Raw genomic sequence first — 14,689 nt, 5'->3', positions numbered from 1 at the left:
CTACAAAAAGCTATTAGACGTTAAAAAAAGCCTTGGTTTCAAGGCTTATTTCTGTTGATTTAGATGTGCCCCCTGCAGGGCTCGAACCTGCGCCCCATAGCTTAAGAGTCTACTGCTCTACCAACTGAGCTAAGGAGGCAACAGAAAAAGCTGAGAATGTAACTTCCCAGCTATTTTAATATGCCCAAAATGGCAGCTAGATTATTTACGAAAGGCATCAAGGATATAGGTGAAACCAACAATTAAAAATGCAAAGGCAACGACATAAACGACAAAGACACTTGTAGCTACTGGATTGAACAAAATCACTAGACCTAGTAAAAATGCAAGCAACGCTATCCACATGATATGGTTGCCAATAATAGGGAAAATCAATCCCAGACGATTGCCTTTAAAGAAAGCTATAATGGCTTCTACAATTAACCAAATTCCTAAAATAGTTGGAATGACAACTGGCAGCGTCACAAAGCCATAGGCAACGAGGTAAAGAGCTAAGAGAAGATTAACAATCCCTTGGAAAAGATGAGCTGGTGAGCGAAGCACTTTTGGTACAGAGAAATAGCCTAAAATAGCTGCTATAGAAGCAACCAGTAAACCAAATGCAATCCACCAGCTGTAAGCAACAAGATTAGCTACTGGGTCTGTAAATAGAAAGAGTGCTAAAAGGACAAAAACAACTCCTGCAAGGAATAGCAGTAAACGATTAGAAAATTTCATTTCAATACCCCCTATATAGTATAGTATAGTTTGATAATAAAAATATTATACACCTTTTTAGAGGAAATATCAATAAACAAAATGGAAAATTTGGAAGTTTCAGTCTGATTTATGAAAAGAAAATCAGTTTTTATTATTTTGAAAATAAAAAGAGAAGATAAAATTTGTCTTCTCTACATGAAAATATTGTATGGAATCAAAGCAAAAGTAACTGGCTTTACACTATTTGTAAAGATGTAATTTGATTCAAAAAGAAAAGATAGATTTAAAATGTGGGACAAATGATGGGGTAAATCAGTTATAGACAAGCAAAAAAAGCCTTGATTTACAAGGCTTTTTCCTGTTGTATTTAGATGCCCCCTACATGTAAATTAGCGTTAAAATAAGTTAAAATAAATAAGTAAAAAGCGATTAAATCAAGATATTATCACACGCTAGTTAGTATTGAAATTAAGGAAATTGACCAGTGGTTGACCAAATAAATTTTTAGTTTTTCCTGTAATTCCTAAGTTTAAAAAATCAATAATCACGATTTTTTATACATGGTTCGATACCGTGTTCGGCGCAATTGGTATAGTCCGATATGCATTCTCAAAAATGGTTTAAATAGCGTAGTCTTTTAAACTAGTTTTGTGAATCCAAAAAATCTTCCTACAAACGTAAGAAGATTTTTTTAATTATTCTATAATTGTATAATCTCCACTATCTAACAAGTCTATTACTTTTTGAACAAATTGAGTTGAAAGTAAATCTACTATATCAGCTCCATGAGTTTGAAAATTCTCATCTATTTCTTTGATTTCCAATTGAGTATTTTTTTCTACCCTTTCTTCTGTAATTGGGGTATGAAAACTATATTCACCGATTTCATAATATAAGAAATATAAATATTTTTTCTCACTAAGCTATAATCAAAAAATTCAACTTCCTTATTTCTATCGTAGTCATAGTAACTATTTTCCCAAACAATATCATTTCTTTTTTCATTATATAGTTTTTCATAATTTTTTTGATAACTATAGACTCGTTGTCTTTTCTCACCTGCATACTGTTTATGAATTAATTTTGGACTGAAGTTTAATAATAAATCTTCTTTCATACTATAGTATTTTTCTTTCTGTTCTTTTGCATTTTCAATATTATTTTCTTTGTATCTATAGAATCCAGCTTGCTTATAATCTTCTATTTTATCTCGATAGTTTTTTGCTCTTTTATTAACAGAATATATACATTCTGCAATAATTTTATTTGTTATTTCTTTATTCTTAATTAAATCATTATATATCTTAGGAGTTCTCATTTTTTAATCCTCACATTATTTCTTTCTTTTAATATATTTTAACAAAAATCTTCCTATTTATGATAAGAAGATTTTTTTATTATTCTAATTTTTTCTACGTACTGTTACAACTCCAAATGTTCCAAGAATTGCACCGAATACCAACATTGCAACACTTGATGACTCTCCAGTATTTGGTAATGATTTTGAACGTTCTACTCGTGAATATGTCACTTTTTCATCTGCACCTGCTTTAACAGCTGGAGCTGAATATGTTTGTTGTTTATCTTTTGTTTGTTCTTTATCTTTCGCAACAACATCTTCTTTAGCATCCAAAGCAACATCTTTACCTGATTGTGAAGCTGGTTTTGTTTTATCAACATTTTTTTCAGTATTTTCTGTAGGTAAAGTATTAGAATCTGAATCTACTCTAGGTACAGCAACAACAGTTCCGTCTGGTAGAGTTGCAACTACATTATCTTTAGCTTTGTTTTCTAAGTCTAGCAACTTATCAAACTCTTCTTGGATTTCAGCTAATTTAGCTTGTTCAGCTTGCAATTTAGCTGTAACGGCATCCAATTTATCTTGTGCCAATTTTGCAGCAGATTTTGCTTGAGTTAGTTTTGTTTCTAAATCAGCTACTTTTGCTTGCGCATCTGCAAGATTCTTGTCTGCGTTTAGATAAGCACTCAATTCAGTTGCGATTGCTTTCGCATCTGACACCAATTGGTCTTTTTCTGCATGGAGCTTTTCTTGTTCAGTTTGAAGAGCTTTTAACTTGTTTTCTTCAGCTTGCAATTTTGCTTGCGCATTTGTAAGAGCTGTTTCAGCATCTTTTTGGGCAGTTTTGGCTGTAGCAAGTTCATCTTTAGCTGTTTCAAGAGCAGTTTCTTTTTCTGCTTGACTTCTTGAGAAGTTTTCAACAGCTTCTTCAGCAGTTGCTTTACGTTCTTGTGCATTTTTCAAAGCAAGGTTTGCCAATTGCAAGTTCTTTTCAGCAACTTCTGTTTGAAGTGGTGTTTCTGTTTTGCTTGCCAATTCTTTTTCAGCGTCTGTTTTAGCTTCAAGTGCAGAAGCATATTTGCGTGAAGCTTCTGCTAATTCTGCTTTAGCGTTTGCAAGAGCAGTTTGAGCTTGGCTGTTTTGTTTTTGTGCTTCAGCTAGTTTTGCTTCAAGTTGGGCAATGTCTTGGTTGAGATTGATTTTATGTTTACCATCGCTACCAAATGAGTTGACAAACCAACGTTTACCATTGATGTTAGCGACTGTCATGGCAACACCACCACCGTTTAGGTTATTATTTAAATGTCCCCAATTAGCATGTTTATCAAGGAATGAATAATTTTTGAAAGCACGCAATGCAGCGTTTTTCAAATCTTGCATTGTTGAAATATCGTCACTAGCATAAATTGAAGCTAAGTTTTCAACACCATTGTTTTCACGAATATGACCAGCTACAGCAGGATCAGTTCCACGAGCTTCATAGGCTTTTGCCATTTTCTTGCTATGTTTAAGTGTATCTTTAGCAGCATAAGCTCTATATGTTGTAGGATATCCCATATTTTCTTGCAAGACATTTACTAATTTAGCATAGAAATCACTAACTTCAGCAATTTCAGCATCTGTTAAATTGTCAATATCTACTTTACGGTTGGCATCGTTTTTGTTGAAATCAACTGTAAGAGCTTTATACATTTTAGCAGCTGTAAGCATCATTAGACGATTAGATTTACCATCTTCTTTCCAACTGTTATTTGCATAATAGCTAAGTGCATCTTTAAATGTGACATCATTTTTATCAAGACCATAGTAAGCTTTTTCTTCATCTGTCAAATGGTGAACTGGATTTCCCATATGAATGACAGCTTCACCAGAGCGAGCTTTCTGTGCATCCAAGGCAGTTTGCGCTTCTTTTTCTTTAGAGGCTGTAGCATCCGCTTTTTCTTGGATAGAATCCACTTTATTTTGGTCGGCGTCCATCATTTCTTTAGCTAGTTTCAAGGCATCGTTTTTGACATTTACATTGTTTGTAGCTTGTTTGATGGCATCTGCGCGGTTACTATCTGCTTTCTTAGCAGTTTCGACAGCTGTTGTTGCGCTTGAAATATTCGCATTGGCTTGTTCAATATCTTTTTCAGCTTGGGCAAGAGAGGCTTTTGCTTCACCAAGTCCTGAACCATTTAGCGCGTCTTCAGCTGATTTTACATTCGTTTCTTTAGCGGTTACTGTTTTATCCGCTTCAGCTTTCTTACTTGTTGCGCTTGCAACGTTAGCTGTTTCAGTTGCTACAGTTTCAGTTTGAGCTTTAATCGCTTCAGTAGACGCTTCAGTTGCTTTTTGATTGGCTTCTTGAGCTTTTACATTGGCATCTTGTTTTGCTTTTGTAGCAGTGATATTTTCTTCTGTAGCATTTGCTTTAACGGCTTCAGCTGACTTCAAGTCCTCTTTAGCGCTTGTCAAAGCAGTTTCAGTAGTTGTAACAGCTTGGTTAGCAGAAGTAGCTTCAGCTTTTGCTGTTTCACTCTCAGCTTCAACTTGCTTAACAGTAGACGCTTGAGCATCAAGAGCAGGCTTGACATCAGAAGATTTCTTCACTTCTGGTTTTGTATCGGCTACAGGTTTAGAAACAAGAGCTGGTTCATTGACAGCAGTTACATCAACTGCTGTTGTAGTAGTTGCTTCTTGAGCAAATGCAGTTCCACCAACAGACGCAAGCGCAATAGCTGTTGAAGTTGTTAGGGTTTTCAGTTTCTTCATCATTTTCTCCTTTGATGGCTGATAAAATGAGCTAATTTTTATAGTTTTACTACACTATTTTATCATTATATAGTGTAATATTCAACACTTATATACTATACAAGTGTAATTTGTACTACTTATTATTTATAATGTTTATCTTTAAAATAATAGTGAAGGTAAACAATTATGAATCAAAACAACTTACAAACTTTTATTGCAAAAAGAATTAGATATTTACGATTAACAAAAGGGCTAAGCCAAGAAAAACTTTCCGAATTAGCCGGCTTAGGCTCGAAACATATCCACAACATAGAAAATGAAAAATATAATTTTCAAATACAAACACTGAATAAAATACTTATAGCTCTTGAAGTAGATGAAAAAACATTTTTTAATTTCGGTTTTCCAGAAAAGAGTAAAGAAATTGAAAATATTATCAATCAACTTGAACAAATACCAGAACCACAAAAAACAGATATAATTGATGCAGTAGCAACCCTATTAAACAACATAAATAACCGCTAAGATTCACACATCCTAGCGGTTATTTTTTATTCATTTATTTTCTTTCCTTATAATATGCAGATTTATTGTGAGACGAATAACGTTCCTTCGCCCTGTAATATTCAAAACTAGATTCTCTATCATCATTAGCATCAACAATTGTTAAAAAATCACTGTCTTTTTGCCATTGTTCAATATCAATAGAAGTAAAAAATTTTTCAAATAAAGCTGTTAGCATGACATCTCGAATCTCTTCTTTTGAAATAGAACCAGCCCATGACCTAAAAACAGCTCTTTCATGCATATCCTTTAGCTCATCTTCTGTTGCTTCTTCAAAATAGTTTTCACTATCTATGTTGCTTTTATAATCTTTGAACTTATCAAAATCAAATCCGCTCTTCTTAACTAAATATCGTTCACACCGTTTCTCTAATCTATCAAGAATTTCATAATTGAATACCTTTGTTCTGTTTCGACCAAAAGTTTTAGAATTAGCTTTATCCCACTGTCCCATAGCTTCCAATTCTGTAACAAATTTTCTACGTAAACTTTTTTTAATATTTTTTGTTTCCTCAATTTGATACTTTTGTATCATGTCATCAATAAATTCAGATAATCTTTTTAGTTTTAAATTAGTCATTTTTTATTCCTTAACACTTTCTAATGTATATCGTACACATAAATTATATATCGTAAATATTGATTTGTCAAATTTAAAATACACATTTTATAGATTTTCGAAAAAATTATTGCTAGAATAGACTCATAAAGTTACTGCTCTCGTAGCAAAACTTTAAAATACTTTTTAACAAAGGGGGCCAATTATGGCATTTTTTAAACGCACAAATGGCTACAGTGCTAGCCTAGCAGAACAAGCTCTTTCAGATGAAGTTGTAAAATTGGTTGGTAAACAACTTGAGATTCAATATGAATTTGAAAAATCGGGCGAAATTGTCAACGGTAAAGAAAAAATGAAACGTACAGATAACATTCAAGGCTATCAAGTTTACGTTGCAAGTGATAATCACAATCCTTTTAAGGTCAAGTTTTTACCAGAAAATAAGCCAAATTTATCAAAATTCGAAATCGGAGATATTGTTGAATTTGAAGATTTAGAAGCTTTTGAAAACCAGTACGGACAACTTTATTTCAGGGCAAAAGATATTAAGAAGAAAGGAAAATAATGCATGGCTTTTTTAATGAATAAAAGCCAAAATCAGAAAGTGTCAGAAGCGGTTGTTTCTGACACTACTGAATTTGGTAAAAACAAATTCGAATTAGAACAATTTATTTTGAGAAATTTGAATAACGCTCTCAATATTAATGATGAATCATCTTATTTAAATTCATTTGATATTAAGGTTGCAAGCAATGATTCCGGCGTTTTTTACGTCCCAAATCTCCCTGTAAGTTATTCTTTAAGCAAAAAACTATACTTTGATATTTTTGCAATTTGCGCTGGCATACTCTACCCATTCAAGACTCTCTTACCACAGAATAATGCTTTTTTTGTTCCTTATGATACAAAAAATGAAAATCAAGCACGTGCATTTTTCTTTCCTTGGGTTGATGGGATTCCAACTCGGTTAAAGATTGATAATCTTTCATCTTTTATTAAAAAGAACGTGTCAGAAAATACTCTCCCAATTATGGCTAACAATATTTGTAATATCCCAATGAAAGCGGTGACAAGTTTGGCGGTGAGTGGAGCATCTGGTACAGGAAAGACTCATTTCTTACGTTATTTGATTAGTTGTCTAAAATCTTTCACAAATCAAATTATTTGCGTCGACCCTAAAATCGCTGATGTTTACTTACTAAGTAAGGAATTAGGTTTAGAAGTATTAGCACCAACACATGGTTCAAACTTAAACAGTTTTATTACAGAGGTCAATGAATTGTTGGGTCGAATCATTAATAAGATATATGAACGGCAAAAAATATTATTAACAAATCCAAAAACTCAGTTTGAACGCATTTATATTGTTATTGATGAACTGTTGGCACTTGTTCAGGGGAGCTCTAAGCAGTCTCGTGAATCATTTGGGCAATTACTTGGGACGATTGCTCTTCTCGGCCGTCAGACCTCCATCTCACTCATTTTATGTAGCCAACGCTTTGATGCAACTGCATTTGGCGGTAATACAGCAGTACGTGAACAAATTAACTGTATCTTTATTTTAGGTGAGATAAATGCGAATACTTGTCAGTTTTTATTGCCCAACATCAATGTTGATAATATTGTAGTCCCACCTGGTATTGGTACAGGTATAGTCAAGTTTACAGATAGTGAACATCGAACGCATATTATGCCACTTCTAACCCCCTCTTATAACATCAGGAAGGAAGAAATCACATGACGAAATACTTTAATAAATACAATGTAGTTAATTTTACAATTTTTGTTTCTATTATATTTTTTATTTTAGAGCGTTTGGCTACATTTATCATTTTTCAAATACATATAGAAACATTTTTTTATTTTATTGTTTTTATATCAGTACTACGTTTAATTTCGAGTGTATCATTTATATTATTACTATTTATAATTAATATCGATTTTGCATTTAGAAATGCTGAATTTGATTATTTCAGAAATAGCATTAAGTCATATGTTGCGACGTGGCAAATGAGACGATTTTGTAGGCAGATAAATGTAGAGCCAACTTTGGAAGAATCTTCTCGCTACAGCAATTCAAAACAGGAAATTATCAGAAAAGCAAACCGTTCTCTATTGACATTAACTGTTGTTTACTATGAACAAAAAGCTGTTGCAACATGGACTTTTCCAGCGAATTGTGAAAGTTATAATATTATGGAAGAATTATTAGCACAGGCTAAAAGAGAATTAAATCAGTTAGATAGTAGATATTTATTTAATGATTTTATTAGATTAGAAAATAGTAGAACATTCAGCTCAACAGCATTTAGAAAAAAATAAAGGTGCGGTGTACTGCTACTGAAGGTAAGCAAGTACACCAGCACCATAAATTTAAAACAATTCACGTCTAATGAATAAGATTTTTATGTTGTGATGTGTCAAGAAAATATGATGTTTGTTTGGATGTGGATGCACGTTTTTCTCCGTCAGTGCATCCACATTCAAACCATATCACAACAACTCAAAATCAACACACACTCTCTATTTTGTGTCAAAATCAGGAAGGATTTTTATGAAGATTAATCAAAATGATAGAAAAAGAAAATTTTTTGGTCAAATTTCATTTGAATATGAACATAATGCAAATTTAAAATTAACTGAAAAAGATTTTCGTGAATCCGTTGTTCAACGTATTAAAGACTATTGTAAAAATGAAGATGATAGGTATCATATTATTTTTCATGATAAAGATTTAAAAGATGACGGAAGTTCAAAACCATTGCATGCCCATTTTTATATTGATTTCAAACATGCTCATACTTATTCATCTGTTTATAAAAGCTTATCAATTTCAAGAGAACAAAATTTAGAGTTTGTTCGTAGTTCGATAAAAGCATGTCGATATTTAACACATAGAAATGAACGTAATATGGAAGAACACAAATTCCCCTATGAGGTCAAAGAAGTCATTTCATCAGAAAATACAAACTATATCGATGATATCATGGGAAAAATCAAAAATCATAGCAAAGAAAAATCTGACAATGGTCTAGAAATAGACGATTATTGTTTAGAATTAAGCTATCTAATCTCAGAAGAAGGCTTACTTACAACTGAAGCAAAACAACAATTATTTGAGCAATTCACTCAACGGATAGCACAAAAAGCGTGGAATTCAAATAAAAGACAATTTGAGGAAAACAGACAAGAATTTATTCATAAGGAGTTTATTCGTATGAGTAAGGGCGAACGAAATCATACAGGTATTTATATTCAAGCTGAAGGAGGAACAGGAAAATCATATTTAGCACGCTTACTTGCAGAAGAACGTGATAGATTAGGAGCACATACCCCATCAATAAATAAAAAGCGTTTCGATTTAGGTTCTGGCTACAAAGGGGAAAAAACAATTGTAATCAATGAACTAGATGCAAGTTGTGGCATGACTTTTCGAGAGTTATTTCAGATACTAGAACCAGATTCAGCTACACAGTTAAGTTCACGGTTTAAAGATGCGTATATCATCAATGATTTAACAATTATCACAAATTCAGATAGTTATTGGGATTGGTGTGATTCGTGGTTTGGAAAGAAAAATAAAGAATATCATCAGCTAATGCGAAGAATTAGATTTGTAATTAAAATGATTCACGATGAAAAGAATAAGGTTATCAAAATTGAATTATGGAATTACACAGCAAAACGTGATTTAAAAGAAAAAGCAAAACAAGCATTTGAAAAATTACAGACGTATTCACTAAACAGTGTAGAAAATGAAGAAGAATTTCGAAAAATCGCTTCGGATATATTAGGAAGAATTAAGAAAGTAAAAAATATTGACAGCAAAAGAAAAGTTATCACTACAGACTCAACCGACCAAAGCGAGTGCAGTGATAACTAAAACTAGTGGAAATAATAAATACTATTTCTGCTTCTATTGTATCATAGAATAAGGAAAAATTATATGACAGATAAAATTTTAATCAAAATAGACAATTTAGAAGTACAGTTGCCTGCCTCTCATATCATAGTAGAAAAAGATGAATACCTCAACTTAAAAAACAAGGCTTCTCAGGGGAAGTATATGAGCTTATCCGAGGTTTTAGAGATGGTTTCAGTCTCTCGACCTTGGCTATTGGAACATGTTCTTTATCAACCTGCTATTCGCTCAAAAATCGATATTGATAAAAACAAAGATGGGTTTGTGAAATATCCAGACAGTCAGGGTGGACGGTACTATTTCTTAGCTAGTAAAACGAAACAATTTTTTGAAGAAAACTTTGCAGAAATCTTTAGTTTATGATACGATAATCAAGATAATATCTTGGTTATCGTCTTTTAGAAAGAGGTAATCATGTCAGTTTCATTCAGAAAACGAGGAAAAAAGAATTTATGGGATTATAGAATTTTTGATAAAAATAAAAAGGTGGTTGCTTCAAATTCAGGCTTTAAGACAAAAAGAGAAGCTGAAATTGAAGCGTTAGCTCTTGAGTTAAAATTGCTTAATGGTGCAATAATTGATAAAAATATTACATTCTATGCTCTATGGGAAAAGTGGCTAGAATTAACAGTTAAACCAATTGGAAAAGCGGAATCTACTTTCAATAAGCATCTAATACGTGGTAAATTCATTCAAGCATATTTCAAAGACAAACCAGCCTTAAAAATTAAAGCAAGCGAATATCAAGAATTTATTAATAAGTACGCTGAAACTAATAGCAGAGACAATGTTAGTAGAATGAATGCGGAAATTAGAAATGTGATTGTATTTGCGAAAAGAGATAAGCTTAATATCGAAGATTTTACTGAAGGAGTTATACTCTCAGGACGACCTCCACAAAAGCGAAGAGATGAAAAATATATTCATAGCTTTGAAGACTATCAAAAGTTAGTAACATATTTAGAAAGCAATCTTGATTTAACAACTTCAATCGTTCCACATTTACTATTAATTCAACTAAAAACGGGATTACGTGCAGGGGAAGTTGCAGGTCTCACATGGGATTGTGTATTGTGGGAAAGTTCAGAAATAAAAACATATCGCAGATATGATACTATAAAAAAACGTTGGACAAAACCCAAAACGGAAGATTCAGTTCGAACAGTTCCAATAGATGAAGATACATTAACAATTTTAAAGAAAATAAAACAAGAGCAATCTGTATTCATTGAAAATGAGATGATTACGAATAATGAAAATATGATTTTTATTGATTTGAATTATAATGTTGTAACAAATGCAGGAGTGAACAAGCATTTAAAACAAATTTTAAAGACCTTAAAAATTCATCCTCAAACTATGACAAGTACAGGTCTGAGACACACGTATTGTTCAACAATGTTAGCAATGGGTGTTGATATTTGGGCAGTTTCAAAATTAATGGGTCATAGAGATATTAAACAAATAACTGAAACTTATGGACATCTTATAAAAGAAAAAGCAGATATTGAAAATAACAAAGTTCGTGCTGTTTTGACGAGTTTAGTTAAAAAATAGAATTATTGACCAAAAGTTGACCAAATCAAAAAGAAACGTTGATTTAACAACGTTTCTAAACTATATACTATGCCCCCTACAGGGATCGAACCTGTGACCCACGGATTAAGAGTCCGCTGCTCTGCCAGCTGAGCTAAGGAGGCAAAGAAAAAAGCTGTATTGGTGCCGAAACTTCACGGTTTGTATTGAACCCGCGCAATTAAGCAGGTGGGCAACTCGCTCTAACTGAAGCTGTTTCCGTGTGAGACGGCCTACATGCTGTTAGAAGACTTTTGTTTCCCTAATAATACAAAAAATAGTCGGTCAACACTTAAGTGTGAAGTCGTACACCACAGCGTTTCTATGTTTATATGATACCACTTTTTCAAAAAAAATCAAGAGGAAAGTGCAATTTTTTGAAAAGGATTTCAGATTTTTCGCAAACGGTCGATAGCTTCCTTTCTTTGAGACAAAGCCCGTTCATATTTACCAGTATCTTCTGCTTGGAAATAGTGATGATTGCGGATTTTTTCTGGTAGATAGTCTTGCTTGACCCAATTTCCAGGATAGTTGTGTGGATAGAGATAGTCTTGGGCATTCCCCAGTTCCTTGCTTCCACTGTAGTGCCCATCACGCAGGTGTCGCGGAATAGGCAAGTGCCCTGATGTTTTGAGGTCGGCAAGCGCCTTGTCCATAGCCACATAGGCAGAGTTGGATTTTGGAGAAAGAGCCAAATCAATGACGACATTGGCAATGAGAATGCGGGCTTCTGGGAAACCAATCCTTTGTGCAGCATCCAGAGCAGTCACGGTGTGAATCTGAGCTTCAGGATTGGCCAAACCGATATCTTCATAAGCGATAACAGTCAAGCGACGAGCGAGACTTGGCAAATCACCAGCCTCAATCAAGCGGGCAGCATAGTGAAGACTGGCATCCACATCTGAGCCACGGATAGACTTTTGCAGGGCTGAGAGAACATCATAGTGGCCATCTCCGTCCTTATCCATGGTAATATAGCTCCGTTGCAGGCTATTTTCCATGATGTCGAGGGTGATATGGCGAAGGCCCTTGTCATTCTCAGGGGTAGAAAGAACTGCTAAATCCAGTGAGTTGAAGGCAGAGCGAAGGTCTCCGTTTGTAGAGGTAGCAATGAAATCCAGCGCATCCTCATCTAGTTTTACTGGAAAATCAAAACCACGCTCAGGGTTATTTAGAGCTATCTGAAGAGCCTCTTTGACGTCTTGGTTAGATAGAGGTTCCAACTCAAAAATCTGAACACGACTACGAATGGCAGGAGTGACAGAGAAGAAAGGATTTTCAGTTGTAGCGCCAATCATGATAACCAATCCACTTTCCAAGAGTGGCAGGAGGAAGTCTTGCTTGGTCTTGTCGAGACGATGAATCTCGTCTAGTAGCAGTACAAGGCCACCGGAGAATTTAGCTTCTTCAGCGATTTCTTGGAGACGTTTTTTACTATCAACTGTCGCATTAAAAGTTCGAAAGGCATACTTGGTCGTTCCAGCGATGGCTGATGCAATACTGGTTTTGCCGATTCCCGGAGGTCCATAGAGAATCATGGAGGACAGGCGGTTGGCTTCCACCATGCGGCGGATGATTTTTCCAGGTCCGACCAGATGTTCCTGACCAATGACCTGGTCGATGGTTTTAGGGCGCATGCGAAGCGCGAGATTGTCTGGCATAGCAGTCCTTTCTAACGTGGATTTTCTGATGTATATGTGGTAAGATGGTAGTATCTATTTTAGCATATTTCCGAGCAATCGGGGCGATTAAAGAGTCGCATAGAAAGAGGACAAAATGGCAACATACGGATTTTTAGATGTTTTAGAGGAAGAGTTGGAGAAGAATTTTCCCTTTGACTTTGAGATTAGTTGGGACAAGCGTAACCACGCGGTTGAAGTGAGTTTTCTATTGGAAGCGCAAAATGCTGCAGGTGTGGAGATGGTGGATGAAGACGGAGAAGTGTCATCAGATGATATCCTCTTTGAGGAAGCAGTGCTTTTTTACAATCCTGCCAAGTCAACAGTCAATGCAGAAGACTATTTGACGGTCATTCCTTACCTACCTAAAAAAGGTTTTTCTCGTGAGTTTTTAGCTTATTTTGCGCTATTCCTCAAAGATACTGCTGAGGTTGGACTAGATGCCCTTATGGACTTTTTGGAAGATCCAGAAGCAGAAGAATTTGTCATGGAATGGAACCAAGAAGTCTTTGAAGAAGGAAAAGTTGGCTTGGAAGAGGGAGAGTTTTATCCTTATCCGAGATACTAGGAGTTGGTTGGAGATTTTATGAAGAAAATTGGGATTTATTTGGTTTATGTGCTAGCTGTTGTCTTTATTATGCTGGCTTGTGCTTGTGGAACAATCGCATTTGCAGAGTTGGGGTATTCCGCAGTTTTAGTCTTTACTTTTGGTTATGCCTTCGCTCTTCTAAGTATATATTTAATCTTTATTCTTCATGAGCTGGGACATGCTTTTTGTGGCTACTTGACAGGCTATCGGCTGGTGGCTTTTGGATTAGGACATTTTATTTTGACCAAAAAGTCAGGCAGGTTTCATCTTAGTAGAACAGCCATTCTGAAAAATGTTGGTGCTCAATACATTGGTTTAAAAGAGGATGAAAGCGATCAAAGAATCATCCTGATGCTTTCAGGAGGCTTGATGGTTCATCTCAGCTTGATATTATTGGCGATAGTGTTTGGATTTTTGACAAGAAGCTGGTATTTTGCAGGGACTTGGATTTTTCTTAATTTGTCTTTCTTCCTAAATAACATTTTGCCAGTCGGCATCACCGATGGCGCAAAAATTTGGGAATTGCTACAACACCCTGAAAATACGAAATACGCCTACTTGATGTTGAGGCATTCTGCCCAGACCTTGCTAGCTCCTCAAGAATATGATTTAAAAGACTTTATCATGCCTGTTGATGAGGAGGCGAGAGGGAGTTTTGCAGAAAGTGTTCAGACTCTTCAGGGGTTGGTATTCATATTGGATGATAATATAGAACTTGCAAAGCAACAGTTGCAGTCTGTGCTAGAGAAAACAGACAATCCAATGTCTAAAACTAGTTCTCAATTATACCTTCTTCAAGTTGCTCTGATGGAAGGAGATAATAAGAAAGCGGAAGAATATGCAAGTATTCGAGGGGTCAAATCCTTTTTATCTCTAAAAACAGCAGATATGCAGGTCATTCAAGCCTGGTATCAATTAAAGGTGAAGAAAGATGTAGTTCAAACTCACAAGGCTATTAAGATTGCTAGACAGAAAATGAATAGCAGTCGGATGTTACGGGATGAGAAAAGCTATTATCAAAACTGGTTAGCCGAGCTGGAAAAGGAATTAACCGAAGGAGTCTAAT

General features: G+C 34.7%; 15 protein-coding genes and 2 tRNA genes. 9 read left to right on the top strand and 8 right to left on the bottom strand.

Annotation, left to right across the window (positions count from 1 at the left end; all coding sequences use genetic code 11):
- Window positions 1–66 precede the first annotated feature (66 nt).
- From HT722_RS03465 to HT722_RS03450, 5 genes are all read right to left on the bottom strand, one after another.
- Window positions 67–139, bottom strand: a tRNA-Lys gene (locus tag HT722_RS03465).
- A 62-nt stretch (window positions 140–201) separates the two neighbouring features.
- Window positions 202–717, bottom strand: a complete 516-nt coding sequence (locus HT722_RS03460) for a DUF308 domain-containing protein (RefSeq protein ID WP_020900386.1) — start codon at window positions 715–717, stop codon at window positions 202–204.
- A 677-nt stretch (window positions 718–1,394) separates the two neighbouring features.
- Window positions 1,395–1,523 (bottom strand): hypothetical protein, encoded by a 129-nt coding sequence (locus HT722_RS10650; RefSeq protein WP_275690579.1) that lies wholly within the window; start codon window positions 1,521–1,523, stop codon window positions 1,395–1,397.
- Window positions 1,524–1,537: 14 nt separating this feature from the next.
- On the bottom strand, window positions 1,538–2,017 hold the full coding sequence (locus HT722_RS03455) for a hypothetical protein (protein WP_240146924.1): 480 nt from the start codon (window positions 2,015–2,017) through the stop codon (window positions 1,538–1,540).
- A gap of 84 nt (window positions 2,018–2,101) precedes the next feature.
- The gene (locus HT722_RS03450; protein WP_173277584.1) at window positions 2,102–4,753 is read right to left on the bottom strand and encodes an SEC10/PgrA surface exclusion domain-containing protein; all 2,652 of its coding nucleotides are present in this window, start codon (window positions 4,751–4,753) and stop codon (window positions 2,102–2,104) included.
- A gap of 168 nt (window positions 4,754–4,921) precedes the next feature.
- Here HT722_RS03450 and HT722_RS03445 point away from each other — a divergent pair, with 168 nt between their 5' ends.
- Complete coding sequence (locus tag HT722_RS03445; protein WP_061417958.1) at window positions 4,922–5,260, top strand: helix-turn-helix transcriptional regulator; 339 nt, start codon at window positions 4,922–4,924, stop codon at window positions 5,258–5,260.
- 34 nt (window positions 5,261–5,294) lie between these two features.
- Here HT722_RS03445 and HT722_RS03440 read toward each other — a convergent pair whose 3' ends face one another.
- Entirely contained in the window at window positions 5,295–5,879 is a 585-nt protein-coding gene (locus HT722_RS03440) for a hypothetical protein (protein ID WP_153193058.1), read from the bottom strand.
- A gap of 184 nt (window positions 5,880–6,063) precedes the next feature.
- Here HT722_RS03440 and HT722_RS03435 point away from each other — a divergent pair, with 184 nt between their 5' ends.
- The 6 genes from HT722_RS03435 (at window position 6,064) to HT722_RS03410 (ending at window position 11,337) form a co-directional block, all read left to right on the top strand.
- Window positions 6,064–6,423 carry a hypothetical protein gene (locus tag HT722_RS03435; RefSeq protein ID WP_102211522.1) on the top strand — a complete coding sequence of 120 codons (360 nt, stop codon included), beginning with the start codon at window positions 6,064–6,066 and terminating at the stop codon, window positions 6,421–6,423.
- Window positions 6,424–6,426: 3 nt separating this feature from the next.
- A complete protein-coding gene (locus HT722_RS03430; protein ID WP_153193059.1) occupies window positions 6,427–7,599 on the top strand; it encodes a cell division protein FtsK in 1,173 nt (390 codons plus the stop codon).
- Entirely contained in the window at window positions 7,596–8,180 is a 585-nt protein-coding gene (locus tag HT722_RS03425; RefSeq protein ID WP_153193061.1) for a hypothetical protein, read from the top strand. Before HT722_RS03430 ends, HT722_RS03425 begins: the two co-directional genes overlap by 4 nt.
- 232 nt (window positions 8,181–8,412) lie before the next feature.
- Window positions 8,413–9,741 (top strand): Rep family protein, encoded by a 1,329-nt coding sequence (locus HT722_RS03420; RefSeq protein WP_153193063.1) that lies wholly within the window; start codon window positions 8,413–8,415, stop codon window positions 9,739–9,741.
- A gap of 63 nt (window positions 9,742–9,804) precedes the next feature.
- Complete coding sequence (locus tag HT722_RS03415) at window positions 9,805–10,143, top strand: DUF771 domain-containing protein (protein ID WP_153193064.1); 339 nt, start codon at window positions 9,805–9,807, stop codon at window positions 10,141–10,143.
- 51 nt (window positions 10,144–10,194) lie between these two features.
- Window positions 10,195–11,337 (top strand): site-specific integrase, encoded by a 1,143-nt coding sequence (locus tag HT722_RS03410; RefSeq protein ID WP_153193065.1) that lies wholly within the window; start codon window positions 10,195–10,197, stop codon window positions 11,335–11,337.
- Window positions 11,338–11,407: 70 nt separating this feature from the next.
- On the opposite strand, the gene HT722_RS03405 is transcribed toward HT722_RS03410, so the two are convergent.
- Window positions 11,408–11,480: transfer RNA gene (locus HT722_RS03405), tRNA-Lys, on the bottom strand.
- A gap of 264 nt (window positions 11,481–11,744) precedes the next feature.
- Window positions 11,745–13,016, bottom strand: coding sequence for a replication-associated recombination protein A (locus HT722_RS03400; RefSeq protein ID WP_173277582.1), 1,272 nt, complete (start codon window positions 13,014–13,016; stop codon window positions 11,745–11,747).
- A gap of 115 nt (window positions 13,017–13,131) precedes the next feature.
- Between HT722_RS03400 and HT722_RS03395 the strand changes: the two genes are divergently transcribed.
- Together HT722_RS03395 and HT722_RS03390 are read left to right on the top strand one after the other, a co-directional pair.
- Complete coding sequence (locus HT722_RS03395) at window positions 13,132–13,602, top strand: DUF3013 family protein (protein ID WP_049531867.1); 471 nt, start codon at window positions 13,132–13,134, stop codon at window positions 13,600–13,602.
- Between the two features lie 18 nt (window positions 13,603–13,620).
- Entirely contained in the window at window positions 13,621–14,688 is a 1,068-nt protein-coding gene (locus tag HT722_RS03390; protein ID WP_173277580.1) for a M50 family metallopeptidase, read from the top strand.
- The last annotated feature ends 1 nt before the right edge of the window (window position 14,689 follow it).

Origin of the sequence: Streptococcus sp. 53, from assembly GCF_013276565.1 — a bacterium.
Classification (GTDB): Bacteria; Bacillota; Bacilli; order Lactobacillales; family Streptococcaceae; genus Streptococcus.
This window is presented reverse-complemented; position numbering and strand designations above follow the sequence as displayed.

What these genes read in the sequence shown, in the direction of transcription:
- HT722_RS03450 (WP_173277584.1), bottom strand. Translation starts at nt 4,753, where the DNA reads ATGAAGAAACTGAAAACCCTAACAACTTCAACAGCTATTGCGCTTGCG.
- HT722_RS03415 (WP_153193064.1), top strand. Translation starts at nt 9,805, where the DNA reads ATGACAGATAAAATTTTAATCAAAATAGACAATTTAGAAGTACAGTTG.
- HT722_RS03420 (WP_153193063.1), top strand. Translation starts at nt 8,413, where the DNA reads ATGAAGATTAATCAAAATGATAGAAAAAGAAAATTTTTTGGTCAAATT.
- HT722_RS03445 (WP_061417958.1), top strand. Translation starts at nt 4,922, where the DNA reads ATGAATCAAAACAACTTACAAACTTTTATTGCAAAAAGAATTAGATAT.
- HT722_RS03430 (WP_153193059.1), top strand. Translation starts at nt 6,427, where the DNA reads ATGGCTTTTTTAATGAATAAAAGCCAAAATCAGAAAGTGTCAGAAGCG.
- HT722_RS03460 (WP_020900386.1), bottom strand. Translation starts at nt 717, where the DNA reads ATGAAATTTTCTAATCGTTTACTGCTATTCCTTGCAGGAGTTGTTTTT.
- HT722_RS03425 (WP_153193061.1), top strand. Translation starts at nt 7,596, where the DNA reads ATGACGAAATACTTTAATAAATACAATGTAGTTAATTTTACAATTTTT.
- HT722_RS03395 (WP_049531867.1), top strand. Translation starts at nt 13,132, where the DNA reads ATGGCAACATACGGATTTTTAGATGTTTTAGAGGAAGAGTTGGAGAAG.
- HT722_RS03435 (WP_102211522.1), top strand. Translation starts at nt 6,064, where the DNA reads ATGGCATTTTTTAAACGCACAAATGGCTACAGTGCTAGCCTAGCAGAA.
- HT722_RS03410 (WP_153193065.1), top strand. Translation starts at nt 10,195, where the DNA reads ATGTCAGTTTCATTCAGAAAACGAGGAAAAAAGAATTTATGGGATTAT.
- HT722_RS03455 (WP_240146924.1), bottom strand. Translation starts at nt 2,017, where the DNA reads ATGAGAACTCCTAAGATATATAATGATTTAATTAAGAATAAAGAAATA.
- HT722_RS03440 (WP_153193058.1), bottom strand. Translation starts at nt 5,879, where the DNA reads ATGACTAATTTAAAACTAAAAAGATTATCTGAATTTATTGATGACATG.
- HT722_RS03390 (WP_173277580.1), top strand. Translation starts at nt 13,621, where the DNA reads ATGAAGAAAATTGGGATTTATTTGGTTTATGTGCTAGCTGTTGTCTTT.
- HT722_RS03400 (WP_173277582.1), bottom strand. Translation starts at nt 13,016, where the DNA reads ATGCCAGACAATCTCGCGCTTCGCATGCGCCCTAAAACCATCGACCAG.